We start from the raw sequence: 21,848 nt of genomic DNA, 5'->3' as shown, positions 1-21,848 counted from the left end.
CACATGACCGACACCACCACCGTGACGCACGCGCCGCTGCTCATCTTCGCCGGGCCCGTGGAGTGCCTGGAGCGCGAGTGCGAGGAGTACGCCACCGAGGACGGCCACGACGACCCGGGCGTGGAGCGCTGCTCCCACATCCGCGTCGAGGAGGTCTGCGCCGGGTGCTCCACGCAGACCGGCGACGGCGAGTTCGTGGCCGTCGTGGCGTGGCCGTGCCAGCACGCCGCCGCTGGGGGTGGGGCGTGATGGCCGCCCGCCGCGCGGGGCGCCCCGTGCTCACTCCGGAGCAGCAGCGGATCGCCGACGACCTCCACGTCCGCGCGGTCGCGCTGGCGGCCGTCCAACTCGGCCTGGAATCCCCCCAAACCGACACTGAAGGGACTGAGAACTGATGACCCGAGGAACCGACTACCCGACTCAGGGCCCGGGAGCGCCGCTGTGCGCCTCTGAGAGCGCCGAACCCCCCGTTCCCGGCACCGGGGAGCGACCGGGGGGTCTGAACGGGCCGCAGACGGGCGCACAGCGCTTCGTCGCCACCTCTGAAGCCACCCACTACGGAGTGGCCACCGCCGCGGCTGGGGACGGCGACCGCATCCTGGCCCTCGGCCACACCCGCCGCGCTATCGCCGCATGCCTGGCGCACGCCCGGTGGTGCGGCTACGAGGCCCCCGTGGACGGCACCGTGCGGCAGGAGTGGGTCGTGCTTCGTGACCCTGACCCGGCGCTCGGCGAGGACACGGACGCCGATTGGTGCTTCGACTGGTCCACCGGTCCCGGCGCGGTGCCCGTCACGCTGCTGGATGTGCCCCAGTGACCGCCCCCCGCCGTGTGCAGCGGACCCGCAAGGCCGGACAACCCGGCATCCCCGACGGAGCCCGGTACGTCGGGCGCCCGACCCGCTGGGGCAACCCGTTCCGCATCAGCCACGACCGCCGGGGACCGGTCGTCCACTGCCCCGACGGGTCCGAGCTGTTCGGCTTCGCGGACGACGCGAACGCCCGCGACTGGGCGGTCGCCGAGTTCCGCGTCTGGATCCGCGAGCCCGAGCAGGCCGACCTGCTGGCCGCCGCCCGCCGCGCCCTGGCCGGGCGGGACCTTGCGTGCTGGTGCGCCGTACCGGCCGAGGGCGAACCCGACCACTGCCACGCGGCGGTGCTGCTGCAAATCAGCAACAGCCCGGCGGAGGCCTCGTCGTGACCGCCCCGTCCAGCACGCCGCGTGGTGAGCGTCCCGGCACGCCGGGCGTCACCTGGGAGACGGAACTCGTCCTCGGCAGCGAGGAGTACGTCCCGGACGGCGCCGAGCCGCCCCGCGCGAACCGGGCCGCACGCCGCGCAGCCAAGCGTGCAGCACGTCGCAACCGCAACCGCCGCGCCACCAACCACCCATGCCAGCCCTGCCACGAGGAGACCTTCTGATGCGAGCCGTCCCTGAGCGCGTGCCCAACTACGGGCGCGGCCCCGACAACCTCATCTGGCACAAGCCGGGCGGACGCGCGGTCGCCGACTTCCAGCCGATCGCGTGCAGCGACACGGAAGGGCTGGTCATGCCGTGGTCCGCCAAGGACGTGCCGCTGGACCTGGACGAGCCCGGCCAGCGGTGGTGCCCCGACTGTCTCGCCGTCGCCCGCAAGGAGACCCGCCGATGATCACCATCCGCCTGCCCGCCAGCGCCATCACCGACGACGTGCTGACCGCCCTGTACGACGAACGGGACCGGCTGCGCGCCGAGGCCCGCATCAACCTGCGCGACTGCCTCATGCCGGGCTGCCGCCGCCAGTTCGACGTCGGCGCCCGCCTCGAAGGCAAGGCGCCCGCCCGGCCCGAATGGTCCGGCGACGGGTGGCGCCTGTTCTCCGGCCTGCTGCCCGGCCCCGACTACGGCTGCCCCGACCACGCCGACCTGATCACGGCGCACGTGACGCACACCGCGCGGGCGCACGACGGGGCCCTGCACGTGGTGTGCGCGTGCCGGTGGTCGGCGACCGGGCGCCGCTGGCACGGCGCTGCCCGGGGCCTGTGGGAGGAACACCTCCTCGCCGTGCTGGGCGACGAGACCGAGGAGACCCGCCGTGCCTGACCGCCCCCACCCCCTCCCCGTCGGCACCCGCGTGCGGCACTACGGCCAGCAGTGGCCCGCCGCCCGCCGGGGCACCGCCACCATCACCGCCGTCAAGCCCCTGCCGCATCTCGGCGTCTGGGAGTACCGGGTGCGGACCACCGAAGACTTCGCCCGCCGGCCCGGCCCCGACAACCCCGAAACCCGCACCGTCTGGTGGTCCTCCGAGGCCACCATCCCCGCCATCGAGGAGCCGCCCCGTGCCTGACCTGACCCGCTTCACCTGGAACGACGCCGCCCAATACCCGCTGCTGGTGCAGCTCTCCGGCGGGCGCGTCCGGCACTACGCCCGCCCCACCCGCGCAGGCAGCTCCAGGGTGACGACGCCGTGCCGAAAGGGGGGCGCCGCAGTCGGTGACGGCGCGGGGCTGCCGTTCTGCGCGGCCTGCGCGGCCCGCCCCAACCCCATCAGCCAGCAGACCACCAACCGCAAGGAGACCCCGTGACCGCCCACGAGGTTCGCCCCGGCCAGGTGTACGTGGCGTGTGACCCGCGCGACGGGGGTCGCCGGATCCGCGTCGAAGCCGTCCACGGGCTGCGCGCCACCGTCGTCACGCTCACCGCCCAGGGCCCGGCGCGGCGCCGCGTCATGTGGACCGACCTCCTCCACCCCACCCCGCACACCCCGGACGGCCAGCCCCGCCACACCGGCTACGCCCTGGAGACGCCGTGACCCACCACCCCGAGCCATCGCCCGCAGGGTCTCCGACCTCGCCGCCGCCGAGCACCTGCACGCCCGTTGCCCGCCAGATCCTCAACACCCGGGAGCCCCAGTGACCGACACCCACTCCGCACCCGTCCCGCCGGACGCGGCGCCGCGCTGCGCCCACTGCCGACACCCCCGCCGCGACCACGACGGGCGCGCCGACCAGCGTGAGCGGTACAGCCCCACCATCGCCGGAGGGCCGTGGTGCCACGCCTGCAACACGGCGTGCGACTACGCGCCGACGACGGCCGCGCCCGGCGGGCTGCGCGAGGAGATCACCAAGGCGGCCGAGGACGCCATCACCGCGTGGGACGCCGAAGTCCCCGGCACGGAAGGACACCCGCTGCACGTGGTCGTCGCCGCCGGCATGCTGCCCGTGGTCGAGACGCACCTCGCGCGCCGCGCCGAGGAGGCCGAGACCGCGCTCGCCCGGATGCGCGCAGCGTGGCGATCCGCCCGCCGCCGCGGGGCCCTGGCCGCCACGCTCGAAGCCGGCACCGCCCACGTCGAGGCGCAGGCGGCGCGCGCCTGGCAGGAGCACCACGCCGCCCAAGCCACGCTCGCCCGCGTCCGCGACTACGCCGAGACCAGCGACGACGACGGGCCCCGCACCCGCCAGCACATCCGCCAACTCCTCGACGGAGCACCCGCCGAGCCCAGCACGAAGGAGTCCCCCCGATGAGCAGCAAGAAGCGCCGCCCCCGGGCGACCGACCCGCGTCAGTCCGGCGGCGACATCGCCGGCCCCGGCGGACCCCACGACCGCAACGCCGTGATCATCGACACCACCAACGCCGTCCTCCTCGACGCCTCCACCGTCGCCGAAGTCGAAACCGCCAACGGCACCCCAGCGCTCGCCGTCCTCCTCGAAGGCCGCATCGCGCAACGCCCGGACCGCGCCAGGAACCTCTACCTCATCAACGAGGACGGCGCCGCCGCCCTCATCACCGAACTCTTCGCCCTCGCCCACCGCATGGGCCCCGAGTTCGGCGCCCGCTTCACTGCCAGACTCCAACACCTCATCGACACCAACGCCTTCACCGGCGAGCAGGGAGACCCCTCATGAATCCCAAGGTCGGACAGATCGTCCACTACCTCAGCTACGGCACCCCCGGCGGCGAATACACCTCGCAGTGCAGGGCGGCGATCGTCACCGAGGTCGTTCCCCTTGAGGGGAACGATGCCGCTCAGGCGGAGATCGAGAACTGGGACGAGGATCAGCGCTGCCGTGTCTCCCTGGCCGTGCTCAACCCAAGCGGCCTGTTCTTCGACACGCAGCTCTGGCAGGACGAATCCCGTACCCGCGGGGGCAGTTGGCACTGGCCGGAAGACTCCACGGACACGTCGGGCTGCCCCCACTGCGGTCGCGGGGAGACCCGCTCATGAGCACGCTGCCCCGCCGCTTCCACCTCCAGCGCGACCACGACGTAACCGGCGCTTCCAGGACTGGGATCGTCGCTCACGGCGTCATGTGGCCCGACGGCACCGCCTCCGTCCGCTGGTGCGCCGACGAGGACACCAGCATCGCGTTCTGGGACAAGGGCGTAGCCAGTGCGGAGCGCAAGCACGGGCACGGCGGCCACACCCGCATCATCTGGGATGACGAGGCCGCCCCCGACCCGGTACTGCCACCCGGCGGCTACCGCCTCAACGGGCCCGGCCTGTGGGCCCGGCTGGACGCTCAGCGCCGGCGGCGCGGCATGTCCTGGCGCGCCGTGGCCCGCGAGGCCGGGTGCACCACGGGTGCCGTGTTCACCCGCCTCCAGCGCAACGACATCACGATCACCTCCAACGCGCTGCTGTCGTTCCTCGCGTGGCTCGGCGACGACATCGACCCCAGTCTCATCACACCCAGGGAGCGGGACGAAGCCCTCGCCACCGTCCCTGACTGTGACTGCCAGCCCCCGCGCCCCGCAGACGCCCCCGCCGGGGACCACGACGCCCACTGCCTCAGCCTCTGCGCCAACCCGCACGTCGAATGGGCCGACGGCGCCGGACCCGCCCCGAAGGAGCCCCGCTCGTGAGCTACGACATCAGCCTGTGGATGAAGGTCGACACCGGCGGCCCAGAACCCGTCGAGATCGAACTCGCCGACATCGGCAACTACACGAGCAACGTCGGACGCATGTGGGTCGACGCGCTCGGCCACCGGCTCGCCGACCTCAAGGACCGGACCGCCAGGGACTGCATCGACGCCCTCACCCGTGCCGTCGCCGCCATGGAATCCGACCCCGCGAAGTACGAGGCGATGAATCCGCCCAACGGCTGGGGCGACTACGACGGAGCCCTCAACTACCTGCGGCGGCTGCGTGACGCGTGCCTCGCCCACCCCAACGCCACGGTCCACATCAGCCACTAGCCCCCGGGGCGCCCGGCCCCCACCCGGGCGCCCCCACCCCGCCCGCGCCCGCACACCCGGAGCACCACATGACCACCTGCCCCTGCTGCCCGCCCGACCACCCCCGGACGTTGCGCGACACCGACCCCCGCCACGCCTGCACCCCCTGCCTCGCCCGCATGACCGGCTGGCTGGCAGAACTCCCCAACCAGATGACGGTGCTCCGCGCGTCCCTGCACCCCGAGCGCGCCGCCCAGTTCGTCAACCGCCGCGCCGGCCACGCCGAAGCGCCGATCCCCGGACGGCTCGACGTCCTCTCCCTCGCAGGCCCCGCCGCACCGGCAGACGGCATCCGCGACCCCTACGGCCAGGCCGCCGCCGACCAGCACGGGCCGCTGCCCGTCGCCGCGACGCTCGCCGCCTGGGCCCGGCTCGTCGCGGAGGAGCGCGGGCTCCGGGGCCCCGCCGGGCGGCCGGGGCCCGAGCAGCTCGGCGCGTGGCTCACACCCCACCTCCCGTGGTGCGCCGACCAGCCGTGGGTCGCCGAACTCCACGGCGAGCTGCGGGTGATGATGCGCGCCGTCCGCGACATCACCCGCGTGCGGCCCCGCACCCGCCCCGTCCCGGCGCCGTGCCCCCGCTGCGACGCGCTGGCCCTGGTTGAGGCGGACTGGCAGACGTACCGGGAGTGCGTGGCGTGCGGCTCGCTGTGGACCGCGGCCGAACTCGCCGACGCCGCGCGGGAATGGGCGGCGCGGCGCGCCGCGGCCTGACGCCCTACTCCCCGCCGTCGCTAGCCGTCTGGCTGTCCGGACCCCGCCCGGACAGCCCCGGCCGCTTCACCTCACCCCGCGCGATCTGCCCGGCACGCTGTCCGGACGTCCCGATCTCCCGCCCGATCTCCGCCCACGACGCCCCCCGCGCCCGCATCGTCAGCACCGCCTGCTGCCGCACTTCCCGTAGCTCCTGGTGCAGCTCCGGCCACTCCCGCAGCAGCATCGACGCCGCGTGCGCCCTGTCCGCCGCGTCCGGCAGCGCCTCCACCGCCCGCAGCGCCGCCCGGACTGCCTCCGCCGCCCCCGCCGCGCCCGGACATCCCCCCTCGCCCGTGTCCGCCATGCCGCACCTCCCGCCCGGACGGTAGGGGTGCACACCCCCACGTGAAGGGGTACCCTTGCAAGCCCCCGGACACCTGCCCGGACAACCGAAAAAGGCGAGCCCCGCCGGTGCTGGACACACCAAAGCGGGGCTCTGACCACCCGGAGAAGAGACCTCCCGATGGCTAACGAGAACCCTAACCGGGGCGTGCCCACGCGCGCCGCCCCCCACCGCCCCCTCTCCCGCGTGATCCGCGCCGCCTGGCTCATCGTCCTGTTGATGATGCTCGCCGCCGCCGCCTGGTCCATCAGCACCACCCTCACCGCCTGGGGCATGAACCCCGAGCTGGCGTGGGCCCTCAGCCTGATGTTCGACCTCGCCGGCCTCATCTGCGCCACCTACGCCCGGCGCGCCGTCGAACGCAACAGCCCCGCCGGCCTCCCCAGGCTGGCCACCCTCGGCTTCGTCACCGTCAGCGGCGCCGTCAACTGGTCCCACGGCCACGCCATCGGCGGCCCCGTCGCCGCCTGGAGCCTCGCCGCCATCTCGGCGGCCGTGGAGCTCCTCTTCGAGCTGCACCGCCGCGACGTGCGCGACGAGCACCGCGCCGCCGCCGGCCTGCTGCCCGAGCGGATGCCGCACATCCCCCTCCTCGGCTGGGCCATGTACCCCGGCCGGTCCTGGACCACCCTCCGCCGCGCGGTCGGCGTCCGCCTCGACAGCCTCGACCCCGTCCAGCAGGCCGCGCCCGCGCGCCCGGACGCCACGCCCGAGCCCGGACAGCGGGCGGACGGAACCGTCCGGGCGGCCGTCCGCGCCGCCGCGGACACCCTGCCGAACGCCGAGCCCGAGGTCATCGTGGAGCACCTAGGGCGCGTCGGGATCGAGGTGGAGCCGGACACGGTCCGCGCCCTGCTGGACAAGACGCCGGACGGCGGCGACGCGGACGTCCGGACGCTGCGCCCGAGCCTCGCGGACACCGTCCGGACCGCCATCGCCTGCGGCAAGACGGAGCCAGCCGAAGTGCTGGCCTACGCGCAGCAGGTCCACGGCCCCGACGTCAACCCCGCGTCGGTGGAGCGGACGTTGCGCCGCACCCTCCGCCGCACGGCCTGACCGGGGGACCGCCATGACCAACTCCAGCGCCACCCCCATGCCCGCGCCCGGCCGCGCCACCGAACTTCCGGCGCTGCCGCCCGAGTTCGCACACATCGCCCCGCTGCCCGTGTGGTGGGTCGGCCTGTACGGCCCCACCGGAGAGGGCGACCCCATCGCCACCGACTGGCTCGGAGGCGAGGCGTGATGCTCGCGTTCTTCACCGCCACCGCCCTGGCCGCCACGGCGCTCCTCACCGCCATCGAGCCCAGCCTCGCCCGCACCCTCGCCGCGTGGGCCGCGATCACCACCATCACCGCCGCCACCGTCGGCGCCTACCTCGCCTGGGGCATCGCATGACCAACGATCGGCCCCTCGAAGGGCGCATCATCCCCGCCGGGGAACTTGCCCCCGTCGACCTCCCGCCCCGGGCGCCCGGCCCCGGCGACATCCCGCCGTGGCGCCCCAGCCCGCCCGCCGCGCCTCCCGCCGAGCCGCCCCCGCCGGTCGTCCACGTCCACGTGCACCTCCCCGCCGCCCCCAACCCCGGCGAGCTCGTTCCCATCGAGGCCGAACGCCGCTGGAACTGGGCGTGGCTCCGCGCCTGGGCCCGCCCCCGGCAAACCATCCTCGCCGCGCTCCTCGCCCTCACCCCACTCCCGCCATACGCCCACAGCGCCGCATCCGCCTGGGCCGCCACCCTCACCGAAGCCCGTGCCGAAGCCAGCGTCTCCGGCGCCTACGTCATCGCGCTCGGCGCCCTCGCCATCACCGCCGTCGCCGACGCCCGCACCCGCCGCTGGTACTGGCGCACCGCCCTCACCATCACCGCCGCCGGCCTCTACGGCGTCATCGACCCGTTCGACCCCATCACGTCGATCACCGGAGTGCCCGCATGACGACCGCGAACATGATCACTGTGGGCGCTCTGGCCCTCGCACTCCTCGTCCTGGTGCTCAACGTCCGCGGCTGGTGGAACAGCGGCCGGAAGCCGGCCGCCGCCGTCCCCTTCCTCAGCAGCTTCGCCGTCGGCGCGCTGGCCACCGTGTGCACCGGCGGCCTCCTCGGCTGGATCGCCGGATTGATCACCGGCACCGCCAACACCGCCGGCCGGATCGCGCCCAGCGCCACCGGCACGGACGACGGCGTGATCAGCCCCGGCAACCTCGGCGTCCTCAGCCAAGGCGGCGCGCTGGTGGTCTTCGTAGCCACCGGAGTGTGGGCCGTCTGCTGGCGCTCCGCCGCCGAGAACCCGCGGCGCCGCATGAACGGCGGCCTGCTGTGCGGCGTCACCCTCGCCTTCACCGCCGGAGTCGCCGGGCTGCTGGGCGACATGCTCGTTCCCGGCGTCAACAGCATCGGCGACCCGGTGATCGCCTGGTTCTCGGGGGAGCAGGCATGACGGCCGAGCAGCACGAACCGGCCGAGGCCCGGCCAGGCTGGGCCCGGCGCGCCGCAGACCGCCTGTGGGACGGCTCCCGCATCGTCGGGCGCCGCACGACGGAGGGCATCGCCGGGTGGGTCCGCGACGGTGACGGCGTCGGCGACCGCTCCGCCCGCCTCCTCTTCCCGGCCGGCGCGGCCGGGATGGTGTGGCTGGCCGTCGGCCGGATGGAGTGGCTGCTGTGGTTCGCCGCCGCCTGGTGGTGCGCTGCCGCGTACCGGGCGACCGCCCCGCCCAAGGAGCCCTCGGCGCCGAAGCGGAAGCGCGGGAAGGGCGCCCCGGCCGGGGCCGTCGAGGAAGCCCCGCAGGGCCCCGCGAAGGACCCGCTCCTCGCCCTCGTCGAGCAGCTCATCGGCACCGCGAACGGGGTGCACGTTGCGGCTGTCCTCCAGGCCCTCCAGCGGGCCGATGGGAGCCCCGACTGGGGGGTGCCGGAAGTGCGGGCCGCGCTGGAGGCCCGGGGGGTCCGCGTGCGGCCCTCCCTGAAGGTCGCCGGGAGGGTCTCCGTGGGGGTCCACCGGGACGACCTCACCGCTGCTCTCGCCGCGCTCCCCGACCCGGCCCCGAGCGGCGCGCCTGGGCAGGTAGTTGGCGAGGTAGCTACCGCTGTGACCAGCGACAACTACCCGCGCGCTACCGAGGTAGCTACCCCCGGCTACCCCTCGCGTGGCGGCGTCGAGGAGGGGCTGGAGGGCCACTTCGACACCGCGCTGCGCATCGTCCACCCCCGTGCTGAGGAGCCCCGATGACCGCGTTGCCCGAGTTCCCGCACCCGATCGCCCGGCCGCCGGAGTGCTGCGGGCGGGCCATGACCCGCAGCGCGGACGGCGGATGGACCTGCACCACCGGCCACTGAACGGGCCCGCCCCAACCCGGGGCGGTCCCGCTGCTTCTGCGAGAGGATGAGCACCATGGACGACCTGATCGCGTTCGTTCGGGCCCGGCTGGACGAGGACGAGGCGGCGGCGCAGGCAGCCTGCGAGCACGCCAGCGCCAGCTGGCACGTCGGCGGCCTGAACGACCCTGAGGCCGCGGACACCGTGCTGATGTGGCCGCCCAACCCCCGCGCCGCCGAGTTCGAACGGCGCAAGGGGCTGCCGGTGACGAGCGACCGATGGGACGGTATCCAAATGGCCGACATCCCCGGCCTGGCGCTGCACATCGCCCGCCACGACCCGGAGCGGGTGCTGCGCGAGATCTGGGCCAAGCGGCGCGTGCTGCGCGACTACGAGGACGTCCAGCGGGCACTCAAGGTGGCAGGGCCCGGCACGCCACCCCACGACCTCGTGAGTGGCGCGGCGAACATCCTGAGCCAGATGCTCCACCTGCTCGCGCTGCCCTACGCCGACCACCCCGACTACCGGGAAGAATGGCGCCTGTGGCCGCCGGGCGCGATCCGCTGAACATCTGATCGACAACGCCCTCCCAGCGTTGTAACATCCGATGCTGTAGACCAACGCTGCCCGAAAACGCCCCAGGCCCCGGAGAGCACCCGCTCCCGGGGCCTGCGCCGTACCCGGGGAGGCGACATGCCGAAGTTCCCCAACCCGCCGCTCGACCAGATCCGCGCCGCTGATCTCATCACCGAGCAGCAGGCCGCCGAACAGTTCGGCATCAAGCCGGGCACCATCCGCGTCTGGATCAGGCGAGGCAAGATCGAACCCGTGCCGGTCCCCGGCGGCCCGCGCCTGTTCCACCTCCCGACCCTCAGCAACGCCGAGAAGGACGCGTGGAAGAACGGCGCCGACAGGCCCCGGCGGGGCGGCCGGCTCCCGGGCTGGAAGCCCTGCCAGGAGAAGGCCGCCGCGTAGACCTGCGTGGCCGGGCGAGGTGTAGCTCAAGGAGAGCGGGCCCAGATCCGGAGTCGAGACCCGGCACCTTCCCGGCCACGCAGCCCCGTAGACCGGCCGCTCCGCCTGCACCCCCGCGCGGCGTTGAGCAGCCGACGGCTACCCGCCTGGTGAGGGCGCCGGGCGGGTAGCCAGCCACCGCCCCGACTGCCCACCGGGAGAACCGCATGCCCGATCTCGCCACGTACTACGCCAACTCGCTCTCCGAGCAATACGCCCGCCTGCTTTCCAGGGTCGACTACACGCCGCTGGAGCCCCGGAGCCGTGTGGCTGCCATCGCCACCGACTCGCTGCCCCTACCCTCGGGGCCGTGGCCGCAGGTCGACGCCATGCTCGGCCACAAGCTTGGCTGCACATACTGCGCCATCATCGGCCGCCCCCACCGCGAGGCCGCCGCCAAGTGGGTTCGGCGGAACGGCAGCGTCTACTTCCTGTGCAAGAGCTGCCTCGATATCTGGCTCGACGACGCCGACGACAACCCAGACCTTGAGCCGGCCTCCTGGGCGTGGCTCACCACAGACCACCAGTAGGTGGGTTCGGAAGGGCGGGACGCGGCCCCGGGACGGGCAACCCGGGGCCGCCACCCCTCCAACGACAGGAGGCCCACACCATGGCCACCGCCCACGTCCTCACCATCGAACGCGAAGCCCTCGAACTCCCATCAGAGGACGGTTGGGCCATGCACGTCCCCGGGCCCCACGCCCGCGCGACCTGCTCCTGCGGCCTCGACACGGGGTGGACCCCGGCAGCTAGGGCCCACCGGACCTTCGACGCCCACCGGTCACGACACCATCACAAGGTCAACACGCCCTAGCAGAAGGCGCCATGCTGACCCCCATGACCGAACCCGCAACACCCACCCCGCCCCCGCCCGCGACCGGCTGGCGCGCCCGCATAACCCGCGTGCCCCTCTGGGTCCGCATCGTCGCCCCCATCGCCGGCGTCGCCGTACTCGCCATCGCGGGCTTGCTCACCTACGACGCGCTCGTCGAGACCCAAGACGAGATCGCCGCGCAGTGCCAGGACGCGCTCGACGACGCCGCGCCCGGCACCGTCCACGCCGACCGGCCGCCCGAGGCGTGCGAAGGGCTCACCGAAGACAACTGGAACATGCTGCACCTCGCCTGGGTCTTCGAGAACGAAGGCATCTTCGACGACTTCGGCATCGACACCGACGACTAGCAGCCCAGGGGGGTGGCCCGCATGCCCGACGCCACCCCCGACCAGCCCCGCAACGGCGGCGGGCAGTGGGTCCGCACTCCCGAAACCGCCCGCCGGGACGCCGAGGCCGCCGCGCTCCGCGCACGCGGCCTCTCCTACCGGCAGATCGCCGACGAACTCGGCGTCGCCCGGACCACCGCCCACGAGATGGTCGAACGGGCCCTCCAGGCCATCGTCCAGGAGCCCGCCGAACAGGTCCGGCAACTCGAACTCGACCGCCTCGACCACATGTACCGGTCCGCGCTCGGCGTCCTCGAACGCCGCCACGTCACCGTCTCCCAAGGCCGCATCGTCAAGGCGGACGACGGCGAGCCATTGGAAGACGACGGCCCCGTCCTCCAGGCCATCGACCGGATGCTGCGCATCCAGGAACGCCGCGCCAGGCTCCTCGGCCTCGACGCCCCCTCCCGCGTCAGCGTCGACGCCGAACACCTCGGCGACGAGATCGGCGCCCTCCTCAACGCCCTGACCAACGGCGGCAGCGATGACAACGACGGCCCCGAGCGTTGAGCAGATCCGCCGCCAGATCGACCAGCTCGTGCGCGCCGGCGACACCCGGCAGCTTCGGCAGATCCGCGACCAGCTCAAGAACCGCCTCGACCGGCAGCAGGTCGCCGAGCGCACCGCCCGCTACCAGCGCGACCCCGTCGGCTGGGTCCGGGGCCGGCTCCGGCAAGTCGTATGGTCCCGGCAGCGGCAGATCCTTGAGGCGGTGCGGGACCACCGCAGGACCGCCGTCCGCTCCTGCCACGGCGTGGGGAAGTCCCACACCGCGTCGCTTGTCGCGTCGTGGTGGCTGGACACCCACCCCCCGGGGGAAGCGTTCGTCGTCACCTCGGCGCCGACGTTCGCGCAGGTCCGCGCGATCCTGTGGCGGTACATCCGCCGCGTGCACCGCGCCGGGCGCCTCCCGGGGCGGGTGAATCAGACCGAGTGGCACATCGACGAGGAGATGGTCGCGTTCGGCCGCAAGCCGGCCGACCACGACGAGTCCGCGTTCCAGGGCATCCACGCCCGGTACGTGCTGGTCATCCTCGACGAAGCGTGCGGCATCCCCGAGCAGTTGTGGGTGGCCGCGGACGCGCTGACGACGAACACGGACTGCCGGATCCTGGCCATCGGCAACCCCGACAACCCGGCCTCGCATTTCCGGAAGGTGTGCACGCCGGGGTCCGGCTGGCACGTCATCGGGATCAGCGCGTTCGACTCGCCCAACCTCACCGGCGAAGCAGTCCCGGACGAGGTGGCGCAGGCCCTGGTGTCGCGGGAGTGGGTGGAGGAGAAGCTCACCGAGTGGGGCGAGGACAACCCGCTCTACCGCTCCAAGGTGCTCGGCGAGTTCAGCGCGGACGCCCCGAACCAGGTCGTGCGCGCCGCCGACATCGCGGCGTGCCGCATCGACACGGAGACCAGACCGAAGGCCGCGGACCTGCTGCCCGTCGAACTCGGCGTGGACGTAGGCGGCGGCGGTGACGAGACCGTCATCCGCGAACGCCGCGGCGTGCGGGCCGGCCGGGAGTGGCGGGCGCACACCGACCGGCCGGAGCAGATCGCGCCGCTGGTGATAGCGGCGATCAAGGAGACCGGCGCGACGGCAGTGAAGGTCGATTCGATCGGCGTGGGCTTCGGCGTGATCGGCGAGCTGAGGAACGCCGCCGGGCGCGGGGAGCACCAGGCCCGCATCCACGGCGTCAACGTCGGCGAAAGGGCCAGCGAGCCGGGGAAGTTCCTCAACCTCCGTGCGGAGATGTGGTGGTCACTTGGCCGCGGCCTGTCCGAGCGGCACGGCTGGGACCTCTCCGCCATGGAGAACGCCGACGCCACGGTGGCGCAGCTGCTGACTCCGCGGTGGGACACCGACCCGCAGGGCCGGATTCGCGTGGAGCCGAAGGACGAGATCAAGAAGCGGCTCGGCCGCTCCCCAGACAACGCGGACGCGCTGCTCCTGGCGTTCTACGCCGCGGCCCGGACCAGAGTGAGGTGGATGTGACGCGTTGGCGAGGACGGCGCAGCAGAAAGATCGCGACGCCCGCAGAGTACGAAGCAGCCAAGGCCAGGTTCCTCGCCACGCACGCCGCCCCAGGGCGCGCCCACGATGTCGAGTTCCTGGCGCCTTCGTTCAGTTCTGTCGTTGTCCGGCCCGGCGACAGGCTCGTCCTGTTCACCGGCACCCGCCTGACGGATGCGGACATGGCGCGGCTCACCGAGCAGCTCACCGGCCACCTCGACGGCGTCCGGGTTGCCGTCGTCGAAGACGTCGACGGGTTCGCGGTCTACCGGCCGGGAGAGCCCGACCAGAGCGAGTAAGGAGGCCACAGTGCGGAGACTCCGTGCCCTCCCGCCCCTCTGGGGACGCGCCCGGACCGCGGTCCTGACCGTCGCCGGCTTCGGGTTCCTCACCGGCGCCGCCTGGTCCTGGCTCGGCGCCGCAGCGGGCCTCGCTGCCGCAGGCGCGTCCTGCCTGATCGTTGAGGCGCTCAGCGAGGAGGCTCGGTGAGGTCTCCGCTGCGGGCCCTGGCGGCGCTGAGGAACAAGGCCCCGCTGCCCTACGTCGGCCGGGCCTACTCCGGGCCGTTCCTGTCCATGGCCGGGCGGCGCGACGCCGAAGCGCAGATGCGCGCCATGGGCTCGGTCGGCACCCTCTTCGCCATCGTCAACCGCACCAGCACCTCCACCGCGCTGGTGGAGTGGAAGCTGTGGCGCAAGGCGGCCAGCGGGCAGGACGAGGACCGCGTCGAGGTCACCCGGCACGCCGCGCTCGACCTGTGGCGCAAGCCGAACCCGTTCATGCCGCGCATGGAGTTCGTCGAGACGTTCCAGCAGCACCTCGACCTGACGGGCGAAGCGTGGTGGGTGATCTCCCGCAGCGGGCGGGCGTCGGTCCCGCTGGAGCTGTGGCCGGTGCGTCCGGACCGTATGGAGCCGGTGCCGGACCGGGAGAACTTCCTGTCCGGGTACCTCTACCTGGGGCCCGACGGGGAGCGGGTCCCGCTGCGGCTGGACGAGGTTATCCACATCCGGATGCCGAATCCCCTCGACGTGTACAGGGGGATGGGGCCGGTCCAGGCCCTCCAGCCTGACCTGGACGCGGTGCGCTACTCGGCGGAGTGGAACCGGAACTTCTTCCTCAATTCCGCGGAGCCCGGCGGCATCATTGAGGTGCCCAACGGCCTGTCCGACACCGAGTTCGACGAGCTGCGCGACCGCTGGAACGAGCAGCATCGCGGCGTTGCCGCCGCCCACCGCGTCGCGATCCTCGAACACGGCAAGTGGGTGGACCGCAAGTTCACCCAGCGGGACATGCAGTTCGCCGAACTCCGCGGCATCGCCCGCGATGTGATCCGCGAGGCGTTCGGGATGCCTTCGCCGATGCTCGGCGTCATCGAGGACGCCAACCGGGCGAACATGGAGGCGGCGGAGGTCATCTACTCCCGCTACCTCACCACGCCGCGGCTGGAGAGGATCAAACAGGCCCTGAACCACGAGCTGCTGCCCCTCTACGGGCGCACCGCGGAGGGCCTGGAGTGGGACTACGTCAACCCGGTCCCCGAAGACCGCGAGCTGGCGGCGAACGAGCTGGCGGCGCGGGCCCGCGCCGTCAAGGAGCTGGTGGACGCCGGCGTGCACGGGCCGGAGGCCCTGGACGCGGTCGGTCTGCCGGAGATGGCTTTCGGGCAGCCGGGCGCGGACCCGGACCGAGCGCTGCTGATCGAGTTGGTGAAGGGCGCCCCGGCGGACTTGGCCAGGTTGCTGCTGCCGTTGCTGGGATTCGAGTTGCCGCAGGAGCCGGAGGAGGGCGGCGCGCCCGCGCCGCCGCCGCAGGCGCGGGGCACACCGTTCGAGGAGGCCACCGCGCGGCTCCTGGCCGGGGTGCCGGAGGTTGACGACGCGCAGCGGTGGGTCGTCGTAGCGCAGGACGACGACGACACGTGCGAGCCGTGCAGGGACAACGACGGCAGGACGTACCGCAACCGGCGGCAGGCGTACCGGGACTACCCGGGCGGCTCCGGCTACATCCACTGCGAGGGCGCGAAGTACGGCAACGACTGCCGCTGCAAGGTCGTCAAGCGAGGCCGCCGCGGCGGCGACAACGAGGAGGGGACCGATGGTGTGGATTGAGAACCTCCAGGCGCGCGCCGAGTCGATCGGGCTCCGCGCCCAGCTGCGCGAGCAGCCCCCGGACGGCTGGTACCAGATCCGCAACGCCGCCGACGACGAGACCGAGATCCTGCTGTACGAGGAGATCGGCGGATGGTTCGGCGCGACCGCCGAGGCCCTGATCGACGAGCTGTCGGAGATCAAGACGGGCCGCATCACGGTCCGGCTCAACTCCCCCGGCGGCAGCGTCTTCGAGGGGATCGCCATCGCCAACGCCCTTCGCGCGCACCCAGCGACGGTGACGACCCGCGTGGACGGCATCGCCGCCTCGATCGCGAGCGTGATCGCGATGGCCGGTGACCGGCTCGTGATGATGCCGAACACCCAGCTCATGATCCACGACGCCAGCGGGCTTTGCATGGGCAATGCCAGCGACATGCGCGAGTTGGCTGACCTGCTGGATCTCCAGTCCGACAACATCGCCGACGTGTACGCCGCCCGCGCCGGAGGCAGCCGCGACGAGTGGCGGCAGAGGATGACGGCGGAGACCTGGTACCTCGCGGACGAGGCCGTCAAGGCGGGCCTGGCCGATGAGGTGGCGCAGCTCCCCCGGAAGGGCCGCGAGGAGGAGCCGGCGGAGCCGGAGCCGGCGATGGCCGCCCGGTGGGACCTGTCGGCGTTCCGGTACGCCGGGAGGCAGGCCGCGCCCGCGCCGCTGGCCGCCAAGACGGACGGCGAGCGCGAGCCACTGGCCACGGGCGGTGTCCTGACCCGCGACGTCAACCTCGACGCCGACTCACATGCCCTTGTCGCGGCCGTCCTCCGGCGCGACACCGCTGCACGGGCCGACACCCACGTCTCCACCACGCCCGACCCCCCACCCGACAACACCACCACCGGAGAGGCGCCCGCCACCACCACGGTGACGGGCTCCACCCATGAGGACGAGCCCGAAGGCGGGCCCGCCGACACCTGGGCGGACATCACCGCCCGCCTCACCGCGCAGGCGCGACCCGGCTGGTCGTCGCTCGTCGCGCACCTCACCAACCCGACGCCGTCCAGCGCGACGACGACCACGCCCGAGGAGGCACAGTGACCACGACCGTCCCGCGCAACGCCGACGAGCTGGCGGAAGCACTCGGCGACACCGCGACCCTCACCAGGATCGTGGAGTCCCCCGACACTCTCAAGGACTTCATCACCGAGTACGCCAAGGGGCAGGCGCGCAGCGACGAGAGCATCGTCGCGCAGATCCGCGAGGAGACGCAGAAGCAGTTCGCCGACATCCTCCGCGGCGACCAGATCGAGACGATCAACCGCCTGAACCTGGCCCCCGACGGCGCCCCGGTGGCCCGGTCCAAGCACTACAACCCCAAGGCGCCCGGCGCCGGCCTCGACAAGCAGTTCGGGAACTGGACGGACTTCCTCGGCGCGGTGTGGGCGGGCGCGAAGGGCCAGACCGCGATGGCCGCGCAGGACCAGATCGCGCGCATACAGAACGCGTTCGGGTCCTCCGTGCCGTCCGACGGCGGGTTCCTCATCCCGGAGTCGCTGCGGTCCGAGCTGCTGCGGGTCTCTCTGGAGATGTCCGTCGTCCGCTCCCGGGCCCGCGTGGTGCCGATGGAGACGCTGACTGTCCCCTACCCGATGATCGACTCCACCAGCAACGCGAGCAGCGTGTACGGCGGGATCGTCGGCTACTGGACGGAGGAGGGCGGCACCCTCGTCGACTCGGCGCCGACGTTCGGCCGGATCACACTGACGGCGAAGAAGCTGACGCTGTACAGCGAGATCCCCAACGAGCTGTTCACCGACTCGATCATCAGCCTCGAACAGTTCATGGGCGAGTCCTACCCCGAGGCCCTCGCCTGGTTCGAGGACGTCGCGTTCACCGAAGGCAACGGCGTCGGGCAGCCCCTGGGCTACCTCAACGCCCCTGCCGCCGTGTCGGTGGCCAAGGAATCCGGGCAGAGCGCCGGGACCATCGTGTGGGAGAACATCGTCAAGGCGTACTCCCGTATGCTGCCCAGCTCGATCGGCCGAGCGGTCTGGGTGGCCCACATCGACACCTTCCCCGAGCTGGCCACCATGGCCCTGTCGGTGGGCACGGGCGGCTCCGCGGTGTGGATCGGCAACGGCGACGGTGCAGGCGCCCCGCCCATGACCATCCTGGGCCGCCCGGTGATCTTCACCGAGAAGGCCAGCACGGTCGGCACCGCGGGCGACATCAACTTCGTCGACTTCGGCTACTACCTGATCGGCGACCGGCAGGCGATGCAGGCCGAGACCAGCACGCACTTCAAGTTCGGCAACGACAAGACCGCGATGCGCGTGATCGAGCGGGTCGACGGCCAGCCGTGGATCAAGTCGGCGATCACCCCCAAGAAGGGGTCCAACACCCTCAGCCCCTTCGTGAAGATCGCCACCCGAGCCTGACCAGCCAGCCCCGGCCAGCAGTAACGCCCTGGCCGGGGCCATCCGCAGAGGCAATCAACCCCCTCAAGGAGGGCACCCATGGACGGACTCGGAAGGGTCTTCAACGTCATCGCCGTCGCCGACGGCGTCCTCGTTCCCCTCAGGGACGCCACCGCCGTCTCGTTCGTCTGCTACCTCGGCGCCGGCGACACGTTCACCGTCCAGGAGGCAGAGGACGCGGCCGGCACCGGCGCGGCAGACCTGGACGTCGTCGACCACTACTACACCAGCGACGGCGTGGGCGGCGCGTGGGCGGAGCAGACCCAGACCGCCGACGCCGCCGTCACCATCTCCGGCGCGGCGGGACTCGACTGCGCCGTGTTCACGGTCCACGCCGAGGAACTGTCGGACGGCTTTACTCACGTGAAGTGCACGTCCACGAGCACGGGCACGGTCGTCGCGATCCTGCATGACCTGGCCGTGCAGCGCACCCCGCAGAACCTCGCGGCCCTGGTCTGAGAGGGGACTGATCAATGAGCGTCATCATCCAGGGCGAGCAGTTCAGGAGCCTCCTGTTCGGCCGAGGCCCCATCTCCAAGGCAACGGGCACCCTGGCCGCGACGACGGTGCCCCTGTTCACTGTGGCCGGCGGCCGGGTCGCGATCACCAGCCTGGTCGGCGTAGTCACCACCTCCATCACCGTGGCCAACTCCTACAAGCTTCAGATCAACCCCACCGCCGGAGACACCTCGGACCTGGTGGCGGCCACCGATATCGGCACCACCGACACCACCGCTGGCACAGTCCTCGGCTTCGACGGCGCCCCGGCGTCGAGCATCGTCAAGGGCGCCGGCGGCCTGGCGCGGCCGCTGTTCCTGCCTGTCGGGCAGATCGAGCACGTCAGTGCGGGCACGGACGGTGCCATCACCTGGTACCTGACCTACGTCCCCTACGACGACGGCGCGACCGTCGCGGCGGCGTAGCCATGGCGCTCCAGCGATGCCGCGATTGCACCACACGCTTCGCGGTCGGTCTCTGGGCGTGCCCGCACTGCCAGTCGACGGCCTACGAGGAGGACGGCGCCATGCCGCCGAAGATCACCCGCCACGGCGGGGCCAGCATTGCGGGCGCGGCCGTCGTGGGCGGCGTCTGGACGGACGGGGCCGAGCCCGACGCGTGGCCCGCTGCTCTGGACACCGCAGACAACGACGAGCCGGAAGGGGGCGAGGAGTCATCTCCTGGGAACAGCTCATCAGCATCGGCCGAGCAGCCGCGGACGAGTACCGAGACGAGCAGGCCCGCCCCCCAGAAGCGTGCCCGAACGACGGGGAACCGCTCGACGCGGGCCCGGACGGGCAGCTCTTCTGCCCCTGGGACGGCTGGCGCCCCGACGGGACCTACCTCCCCGGCTGACGCCGAAGGCGAATGAGGGGGTGACCCCGTGGGCGTCCTCAGCAAAGCTGCGAGCGGTCGGGAGAACCTCGGCGTGCAGGGCATGCCGACGCCGGCGCGGCAGGGCTACCAGACGTGGACCACGGCGCCGGATACGTGTTCGACGACCCTGACGCTGGCCGCCGGGCGTCTCTATCTGTCCCGACTGCCGGTGGATGAGCCGTTCGCGGCGACGGCGCTGGACTACTACGTGAGCGTCGCCGCTACCTCACCGACATCGGGGCAGTGCTTCGTGGCGCTGTTCGACGCGGACGGCGAGGTGGTCGCATCGAAGGATGCGGTGGCGGACTTCGGGTCGACAGGCGTGCAGACGCTCACACTGGCCGGGACGCTGACCAGGCAGCACTACCGGTTCGGGATCTTGTTCAACGGGTCGACCGGGCCGCAGATTCCTCGGTCCGCTGGGGCGGCCGGCGGCCCGGCGTTCGCCAACATCAACCTGTCGGCCGGGGACTACCGGGCGTCCTACGTGGAGCCGCACACGTCGCTGCCGAATCCAGTCAGCTACGGGACCGGGACGGCGTACATCCCGCTGTTCGCCGCGGTCCGCTGAGGGGAGGTGGCCGCCTGTGCTGCCTTGGTACTGCACGCGCGAGGAAGTCAAGGCCGAGCTGGACTACAAGGAGACTGCGCGCGCGGACCGGCGGATCGACCGGGCGGTCGAGTCGGCGTCCCGGACGGTGGAGGGGCTGCTGCACCGCCGGTTCTACCCGGAGCTGGGCACGCGGTACTTCGACTGGCCGAATGCTCAGCGGGCGCGCCCGTGGCGGCTGTGGCTGGACGACAACGAGCTGATCAGCGTCACGTCGCTGATGTCCGGCGGCGTCACCATCGCGGCCGGCGACTACTTCCTGGAGCCCAACACATCGGGGCCCCCCTTCCGGCGCCTTGAGCTGGACCTCGACTCCAACGCGGCGTTCGGCGGCGGGGATACCCACCAGCGGGACATCGCCATCACCGGCCTGTGGGGCTACAGGGACGACGAGACGCCCCTGGGTGCCACCGTAGGGGCGCTGGACGCGGCGGAGACCGGGATCGACGTGGACGCCGCCACATCGGCGGAGGTTGGCGTCGGCTCCCTGCTGCGCATCGACGACGAGCGGGTGCTCGTCACGGGCCGGGCGCAGCTCGACACCGGGCAGACCGTCGGCGCGGACCTCGCGGCGCAGGCCAACGCGGTCACCGTCCAAGTGGGGTCGGGCGCCGCCTTCGCGTCCGGTGAGACCATCCTCGTCGACTCGGAGCGGATGCTCATCGTCGACATCGCGGGCAACAGCCTCACGGTCAAGCGCGGCTGGGACGGCAGCGTCCTCGCCACCCACACCACGGGCGCCGCCGTGTACGCCCCCCGCACGCTGACCGTGCGGCGCGGCGTCCTGGGCACCACTGCCGCCACCCACGCGAGCAGCGCCACCGTGCACCGCTGGGACCCGCCGCCGCCCGTGCGGGAACTCTCCCTGGCGGAGGCCGTCAACCAGATCCTCCAGGGGCAAGCCGGGTGGGGGAAAGCGGGCCGCGGTGGGCTGTCGCAGCGGGAGTCCGAGCAGATAGCGCTCCAGCGGCTCCGCGAGCGGGTCTATACGAGCCACGGCCGCAAGGCCCGGCTGAGAGGGGTGTGACGTGCGCTTCACCATCGACGTAGACGCCCGCGGCCCGCTGTTCGACGGCCGCGCCGCCGCCGTGACGGAGGAGTACGCCAGGGACGTCCGCGACACCGTCGCCGAGTTCGCCGAGGAGCAGGTACTGCGGCTGACCGGCAGCTACTTCCGCCGGCCGACCGGCTACTACGAGTCCCGCGTCGAGACGCGCACCGAGAGCCCCCAGGTGGCCCGCGTCCACGACTCCGGCGTGGTCTACGGGCCGTGGCTGGAGGGCACCGGCTCCCGCAACTACCCCGTCACCCGCTTCAAGGGCTACGGCCACTGGTCGCAGGCGAGGGAGCTGACGCGGGCCCGCGCCGGCCAGATCGCGCAGCGGATGCTGCCCCGCTACACGAGCAGGATGTGACGCC

Annotated in this window: 40 protein-coding genes; 38 read left to right on the top strand and 2 right to left on the bottom strand. The window is 72.7% G+C overall.

Annotation, left to right across the window (positions count from 1 at the left end; genetic code table 11):
- Positions 1-3 precede the first annotated feature (3 nt).
- The 16 genes from D7231_RS31990 to D7231_RS31920 all read left to right on the top strand — a co-directional run bounded on the left by D7231_RS31990 (position 4) and on the right by D7231_RS31920 (position 5,937).
- A complete protein-coding gene (locus tag D7231_RS31990; protein ID WP_147449834.1) occupies positions 4-249 on the top strand; it encodes a hypothetical protein in 246 nt (81 codons plus the stop codon).
- Positions 216-395, top strand: coding sequence for a hypothetical protein (locus D7231_RS36295; protein WP_147449833.1), 180 nt, complete (start codon positions 216-218; stop codon positions 393-395). The genes D7231_RS31990 and D7231_RS36295 overlap by 34 nt, the downstream gene beginning before the upstream one ends.
- Entirely contained in the window at positions 395-817 is a 423-nt protein-coding gene (locus D7231_RS31985; RefSeq protein WP_120759377.1) for a hypothetical protein, read from the top strand. The genes D7231_RS36295 and D7231_RS31985 overlap by 1 nt, the downstream gene beginning before the upstream one ends.
- Complete coding sequence (locus D7231_RS31980; protein WP_120759375.1) at positions 814-1,200, top strand: DUF4326 domain-containing protein; 387 nt, start codon at positions 814-816, stop codon at positions 1,198-1,200. Before D7231_RS31985 ends, D7231_RS31980 begins: the two co-directional genes overlap by 4 nt.
- Entirely contained in the window at positions 1,197-1,421 is a 225-nt protein-coding gene (locus tag D7231_RS31975; protein ID WP_120759372.1) for a hypothetical protein, read from the top strand. The genes D7231_RS31980 and D7231_RS31975 overlap by 4 nt, the downstream gene beginning before the upstream one ends.
- Positions 1,421-1,651 (top strand): hypothetical protein, encoded by a 231-nt coding sequence (locus D7231_RS31970; RefSeq protein WP_120759370.1) that lies wholly within the window; start codon positions 1,421-1,423, stop codon positions 1,649-1,651. Before D7231_RS31975 ends, D7231_RS31970 begins: the two co-directional genes overlap by 1 nt.
- On the top strand, positions 1,648-2,082 hold the full coding sequence (locus D7231_RS31965) for a hypothetical protein (RefSeq protein WP_120759368.1): 435 nt from the start codon (positions 1,648-1,650) through the stop codon (positions 2,080-2,082). Before D7231_RS31970 ends, D7231_RS31965 begins: the two co-directional genes overlap by 4 nt.
- The gene (locus D7231_RS31960; protein ID WP_120759366.1) at positions 2,075-2,329 is read left to right on the top strand and encodes a hypothetical protein; all 255 of its coding nucleotides are present in this window, start codon (positions 2,075-2,077) and stop codon (positions 2,327-2,329) included. The genes D7231_RS31965 and D7231_RS31960 overlap by 8 nt, the downstream gene beginning before the upstream one ends.
- On the top strand, positions 2,322-2,567 hold the full coding sequence (locus D7231_RS31955; RefSeq protein WP_120759364.1) for a hypothetical protein: 246 nt from the start codon (positions 2,322-2,324) through the stop codon (positions 2,565-2,567). Before D7231_RS31960 ends, D7231_RS31955 begins: the two co-directional genes overlap by 8 nt.
- On the top strand, positions 2,564-2,794 hold the full coding sequence (locus tag D7231_RS31950; RefSeq protein WP_120759361.1) for a hypothetical protein: 231 nt from the start codon (positions 2,564-2,566) through the stop codon (positions 2,792-2,794). The genes D7231_RS31955 and D7231_RS31950 overlap by 4 nt, the downstream gene beginning before the upstream one ends.
- A 100-nt stretch (positions 2,795-2,894) precedes the next feature.
- Positions 2,895-3,509, top strand: a complete 615-nt coding sequence (locus D7231_RS31945; RefSeq protein ID WP_120759359.1) for a hypothetical protein — start codon at positions 2,895-2,897, stop codon at positions 3,507-3,509.
- Positions 3,506-3,892, top strand: a complete 387-nt coding sequence (locus D7231_RS31940) for a hypothetical protein (protein ID WP_120759357.1) — start codon at positions 3,506-3,508, stop codon at positions 3,890-3,892. The genes D7231_RS31945 and D7231_RS31940 overlap by 4 nt, the downstream gene beginning before the upstream one ends.
- A complete protein-coding gene (locus tag D7231_RS37150; protein WP_199739500.1) occupies positions 3,889-4,212 on the top strand; it encodes a hypothetical protein in 324 nt (107 codons plus the stop codon). The genes D7231_RS31940 and D7231_RS37150 overlap by 4 nt, the downstream gene beginning before the upstream one ends.
- Positions 4,209-4,850 (top strand): hypothetical protein, encoded by a 642-nt coding sequence (locus D7231_RS37145; protein ID WP_199739499.1) that lies wholly within the window; start codon positions 4,209-4,211, stop codon positions 4,848-4,850. The genes D7231_RS37150 and D7231_RS37145 overlap by 4 nt, the downstream gene beginning before the upstream one ends.
- The gene (locus D7231_RS31925) at positions 4,847-5,185 is read left to right on the top strand and encodes a hypothetical protein (protein WP_120759355.1); all 339 of its coding nucleotides are present in this window, start codon (positions 4,847-4,849) and stop codon (positions 5,183-5,185) included. The genes D7231_RS37145 and D7231_RS31925 overlap by 4 nt, the downstream gene beginning before the upstream one ends.
- A gap of 68 nt (positions 5,186-5,253) precedes the next feature.
- Complete coding sequence (locus D7231_RS31920; RefSeq protein ID WP_120759353.1) at positions 5,254-5,937, top strand: YheV family putative zinc ribbon protein; 684 nt, start codon at positions 5,254-5,256, stop codon at positions 5,935-5,937.
- A 4-nt stretch (positions 5,938-5,941) separates the two neighbouring features.
- On the opposite strand, the gene D7231_RS36635 is transcribed toward D7231_RS31920, so the two are convergent.
- Entirely contained in the window at positions 5,942-6,283 is a 342-nt protein-coding gene (locus tag D7231_RS36635) for a hypothetical protein (RefSeq protein ID WP_158673852.1), read from the bottom strand.
- Positions 6,284-6,469: 186 nt separating this feature from the next.
- Between D7231_RS36635 and D7231_RS31915 the strand changes: the two genes are divergently transcribed.
- The 19 genes from D7231_RS31915 to D7231_RS31830 all read left to right on the top strand — a co-directional run bounded on the left by D7231_RS31915 (position 6,470) and on the right by D7231_RS31830 (position 19,368).
- A complete protein-coding gene (locus D7231_RS31915) occupies positions 6,470-7,378 on the top strand; it encodes a DUF2637 domain-containing protein (protein WP_242000032.1) in 909 nt (302 codons plus the stop codon).
- A gap of 13 nt (positions 7,379-7,391) precedes the next feature.
- Entirely contained in the window at positions 7,392-7,565 is a 174-nt protein-coding gene (locus D7231_RS36630) for a hypothetical protein (RefSeq protein WP_158673851.1), read from the top strand.
- Positions 7,565-7,717: a hypothetical protein gene (locus D7231_RS36625; RefSeq protein ID WP_158673850.1), complete on the top strand. Its 153-nt coding sequence runs from the start codon at positions 7,565-7,567 to the stop codon at positions 7,715-7,717. The genes D7231_RS36630 and D7231_RS36625 overlap by 1 nt, the downstream gene beginning before the upstream one ends.
- Positions 7,714-8,256 (top strand): hypothetical protein, encoded by a 543-nt coding sequence (locus D7231_RS31910; RefSeq protein ID WP_120759349.1) that lies wholly within the window; start codon positions 7,714-7,716, stop codon positions 8,254-8,256. Before D7231_RS36625 ends, D7231_RS31910 begins: the two co-directional genes overlap by 4 nt.
- Complete coding sequence (locus D7231_RS31905) at positions 8,253-8,759, top strand: hypothetical protein (RefSeq protein ID WP_120759338.1); 507 nt, start codon at positions 8,253-8,255, stop codon at positions 8,757-8,759. Before D7231_RS31910 ends, D7231_RS31905 begins: the two co-directional genes overlap by 4 nt.
- Positions 8,756-9,550 carry a hypothetical protein gene (locus D7231_RS31900; RefSeq protein ID WP_120759336.1) on the top strand — a complete coding sequence of 265 codons (795 nt, stop codon included), beginning with the start codon at positions 8,756-8,758 and terminating at the stop codon, positions 9,548-9,550. Before D7231_RS31905 ends, D7231_RS31900 begins: the two co-directional genes overlap by 4 nt.
- 162 nt (positions 9,551-9,712) lie before the next feature.
- Positions 9,713-10,204 carry a DUF6221 family protein gene (locus tag D7231_RS31895; RefSeq protein ID WP_120759334.1) on the top strand — a complete coding sequence of 164 codons (492 nt, stop codon included), beginning with the start codon at positions 9,713-9,715 and terminating at the stop codon, positions 10,202-10,204.
- Positions 10,205-10,330: 126 nt separating this feature from the next.
- A complete protein-coding gene (locus D7231_RS31890; RefSeq protein WP_120759332.1) occupies positions 10,331-10,612 on the top strand; it encodes a helix-turn-helix domain-containing protein in 282 nt (93 codons plus the stop codon).
- Between the two features lie 206 nt (positions 10,613-10,818).
- Positions 10,819-11,181, top strand: coding sequence for a hypothetical protein (locus D7231_RS31885; protein WP_120759330.1), 363 nt, complete (start codon positions 10,819-10,821; stop codon positions 11,179-11,181).
- 307 nt (positions 11,182-11,488) lie between these two features.
- Positions 11,489-11,833: a hypothetical protein gene (locus D7231_RS31875; protein ID WP_147449832.1), complete on the top strand. Its 345-nt coding sequence runs from the start codon at positions 11,489-11,491 to the stop codon at positions 11,831-11,833.
- A 21-nt stretch (positions 11,834-11,854) separates the two neighbouring features.
- A complete protein-coding gene (locus D7231_RS31870) occupies positions 11,855-12,382 on the top strand; it encodes a type I phosphoribosyltransferase (RefSeq protein ID WP_120759324.1) in 528 nt (175 codons plus the stop codon).
- Positions 12,357-13,862, top strand: a complete 1,506-nt coding sequence (locus tag D7231_RS31865) for a hypothetical protein (protein ID WP_120759322.1) — start codon at positions 12,357-12,359, stop codon at positions 13,860-13,862. Before D7231_RS31870 ends, D7231_RS31865 begins: the two co-directional genes overlap by 26 nt.
- A complete protein-coding gene (locus D7231_RS31860) occupies positions 13,859-14,179 on the top strand; it encodes a hypothetical protein (protein WP_120759320.1) in 321 nt (106 codons plus the stop codon). The genes D7231_RS31865 and D7231_RS31860 overlap by 4 nt, the downstream gene beginning before the upstream one ends.
- Positions 14,180-14,189: 10 nt before the next feature.
- Positions 14,190-14,369: a hypothetical protein gene (locus D7231_RS31855; protein ID WP_120759318.1), complete on the top strand. Its 180-nt coding sequence runs from the start codon at positions 14,190-14,192 to the stop codon at positions 14,367-14,369.
- On the top strand, positions 14,366-15,991 hold the full coding sequence (locus D7231_RS31850; RefSeq protein ID WP_120759316.1) for a phage portal protein: 1,626 nt from the start codon (positions 14,366-14,368) through the stop codon (positions 15,989-15,991). Before D7231_RS31855 ends, D7231_RS31850 begins: the two co-directional genes overlap by 4 nt.
- Positions 15,978-17,066, top strand: a complete 1,089-nt coding sequence (locus D7231_RS31845; RefSeq protein ID WP_120759314.1) for a head maturation protease, ClpP-related — start codon at positions 15,978-15,980, stop codon at positions 17,064-17,066. The genes D7231_RS31850 and D7231_RS31845 overlap by 14 nt, the downstream gene beginning before the upstream one ends.
- A complete protein-coding gene (locus D7231_RS31840) occupies positions 17,063-18,406 on the top strand; it encodes a phage major capsid protein (protein ID WP_158673849.1) in 1,344 nt (447 codons plus the stop codon). Before D7231_RS31845 ends, D7231_RS31840 begins: the two co-directional genes overlap by 4 nt.
- A gap of 78 nt (positions 18,407-18,484) precedes the next feature.
- Positions 18,485-18,904, top strand: a complete 420-nt coding sequence (locus tag D7231_RS31835; RefSeq protein ID WP_120759309.1) for a hypothetical protein — start codon at positions 18,485-18,487, stop codon at positions 18,902-18,904.
- A 14-nt stretch (positions 18,905-18,918) separates the two neighbouring features.
- A complete protein-coding gene (locus D7231_RS31830) occupies positions 18,919-19,368 on the top strand; it encodes a hypothetical protein (protein ID WP_120759307.1) in 450 nt (149 codons plus the stop codon).
- 82 nt (positions 19,369-19,450) lie between these two features.
- Here D7231_RS31830 and D7231_RS38200 read toward each other — a convergent pair whose 3' ends face one another.
- Entirely contained in the window at positions 19,451-19,582 is a 132-nt protein-coding gene (locus D7231_RS38200; protein ID WP_277875666.1) for a hypothetical protein, read from the bottom strand.
- A gap of 244 nt (positions 19,583-19,826) precedes the next feature.
- Here D7231_RS38200 and D7231_RS31825 point away from each other — a divergent pair, with 244 nt between their 5' ends.
- Genes D7231_RS31825 through D7231_RS31815 form a run of 3 tightly spaced genes read left to right on the top strand, consistent with a single transcriptional unit; the run spans position 19,827 to position 21,844 of the window.
- Positions 19,827-20,390, top strand: coding sequence for a hypothetical protein (locus tag D7231_RS31825; RefSeq protein ID WP_120759305.1), 564 nt, complete (start codon positions 19,827-19,829; stop codon positions 20,388-20,390).
- A 16-nt stretch (positions 20,391-20,406) separates the two neighbouring features.
- Complete coding sequence (locus tag D7231_RS31820) at positions 20,407-21,456, top strand: hypothetical protein (RefSeq protein ID WP_120759304.1); 1,050 nt, start codon at positions 20,407-20,409, stop codon at positions 21,454-21,456.
- A gap of 1 nt (position 21,457) precedes the next feature.
- Positions 21,458-21,844 carry a hypothetical protein gene (locus D7231_RS31815; RefSeq protein WP_120759302.1) on the top strand — a complete coding sequence of 129 codons (387 nt, stop codon included), beginning with the start codon at positions 21,458-21,460 and terminating at the stop codon, positions 21,842-21,844.
- The last annotated feature ends 4 nt before the right edge of the window (positions 21,845-21,848 follow it).

This window comes from Streptomyces klenkii (assembly GCF_003626645.1).
In the GTDB taxonomy this organism is placed as follows: Bacteria; Actinomycetota; Actinomycetes; order Streptomycetales; family Streptomycetaceae; genus Streptomyces; species Streptomyces klenkii.
Note: the sequence above shows the minus strand (reverse complement) of the source record. Positions and strands in the feature narration are given on the sequence as shown.

What these genes read in the sequence shown, in the direction of transcription:
- D7231_RS31970 (WP_120759370.1), top strand. Translation starts at nt 1,421, where the DNA reads ATGCGAGCCGTCCCTGAGCGCGTGCCCAACTACGGGCGCGGCCCCGAC.
- D7231_RS31965 (WP_120759368.1), top strand. Translation starts at nt 1,648, where the DNA reads ATGATCACCATCCGCCTGCCCGCCAGCGCCATCACCGACGACGTGCTG.
- D7231_RS36625 (WP_158673850.1), top strand. Translation starts at nt 7,565, where the DNA reads ATGCTCGCGTTCTTCACCGCCACCGCCCTGGCCGCCACGGCGCTCCTC.
- D7231_RS31905 (WP_120759338.1), top strand. Translation starts at nt 8,253, where the DNA reads ATGACGACCGCGAACATGATCACTGTGGGCGCTCTGGCCCTCGCACTC.
- D7231_RS31865 (WP_120759322.1), top strand. Translation starts at nt 12,357, where the DNA reads ATGACAACGACGGCCCCGAGCGTTGAGCAGATCCGCCGCCAGATCGAC.
- D7231_RS37145 (WP_199739499.1), top strand. Translation starts at nt 4,209, where the DNA reads ATGAGCACGCTGCCCCGCCGCTTCCACCTCCAGCGCGACCACGACGTA.
- D7231_RS31845 (WP_120759314.1), top strand. Translation starts at nt 15,978, where the DNA reads ATGGTGTGGATTGAGAACCTCCAGGCGCGCGCCGAGTCGATCGGGCTC.
- D7231_RS36635 (WP_158673852.1), bottom strand. Translation starts at nt 6,283, where the DNA reads ATGGCGGACACGGGCGAGGGGGGATGTCCGGGCGCGGCGGGGGCGGCG.
- D7231_RS31940 (WP_120759357.1), top strand. Translation starts at nt 3,506, where the DNA reads ATGAGCAGCAAGAAGCGCCGCCCCCGGGCGACCGACCCGCGTCAGTCC.
- D7231_RS31875 (WP_147449832.1), top strand. Translation starts at nt 11,489, where the DNA reads ATGACCGAACCCGCAACACCCACCCCGCCCCCGCCCGCGACCGGCTGG.
- D7231_RS31890 (WP_120759332.1), top strand. Translation starts at nt 10,331, where the DNA reads ATGCCGAAGTTCCCCAACCCGCCGCTCGACCAGATCCGCGCCGCTGAT.
- D7231_RS31990 (WP_147449834.1), top strand. Translation starts at nt 4, where the DNA reads ATGACCGACACCACCACCGTGACGCACGCGCCGCTGCTCATCTTCGCC.
- D7231_RS31830 (WP_120759307.1), top strand. Translation starts at nt 18,919, where the DNA reads ATGAGCGTCATCATCCAGGGCGAGCAGTTCAGGAGCCTCCTGTTCGGC.
- D7231_RS31835 (WP_120759309.1), top strand. Translation starts at nt 18,485, where the DNA reads ATGGACGGACTCGGAAGGGTCTTCAACGTCATCGCCGTCGCCGACGGC.
- D7231_RS37150 (WP_199739500.1), top strand. Translation starts at nt 3,889, where the DNA reads ATGAATCCCAAGGTCGGACAGATCGTCCACTACCTCAGCTACGGCACC.
- D7231_RS31885 (WP_120759330.1), top strand. Translation starts at nt 10,819, where the DNA reads ATGCCCGATCTCGCCACGTACTACGCCAACTCGCTCTCCGAGCAATAC.
- D7231_RS36630 (WP_158673851.1), top strand. Translation starts at nt 7,392, where the DNA reads ATGACCAACTCCAGCGCCACCCCCATGCCCGCGCCCGGCCGCGCCACC.
- D7231_RS31985 (WP_120759377.1), top strand. Translation starts at nt 395, where the DNA reads ATGACCCGAGGAACCGACTACCCGACTCAGGGCCCGGGAGCGCCGCTG.
- D7231_RS31870 (WP_120759324.1), top strand. Translation starts at nt 11,855, where the DNA reads ATGCCCGACGCCACCCCCGACCAGCCCCGCAACGGCGGCGGGCAGTGG.
- D7231_RS31900 (WP_120759336.1), top strand. Translation starts at nt 8,756, where the DNA reads ATGACGGCCGAGCAGCACGAACCGGCCGAGGCCCGGCCAGGCTGGGCC.
- D7231_RS31910 (WP_120759349.1), top strand. Translation starts at nt 7,714, where the DNA reads ATGACCAACGATCGGCCCCTCGAAGGGCGCATCATCCCCGCCGGGGAA.
- D7231_RS31895 (WP_120759334.1), top strand. Translation starts at nt 9,713, where the DNA reads ATGGACGACCTGATCGCGTTCGTTCGGGCCCGGCTGGACGAGGACGAG.
- D7231_RS31920 (WP_120759353.1), top strand. Translation starts at nt 5,254, where the DNA reads ATGACCACCTGCCCCTGCTGCCCGCCCGACCACCCCCGGACGTTGCGC.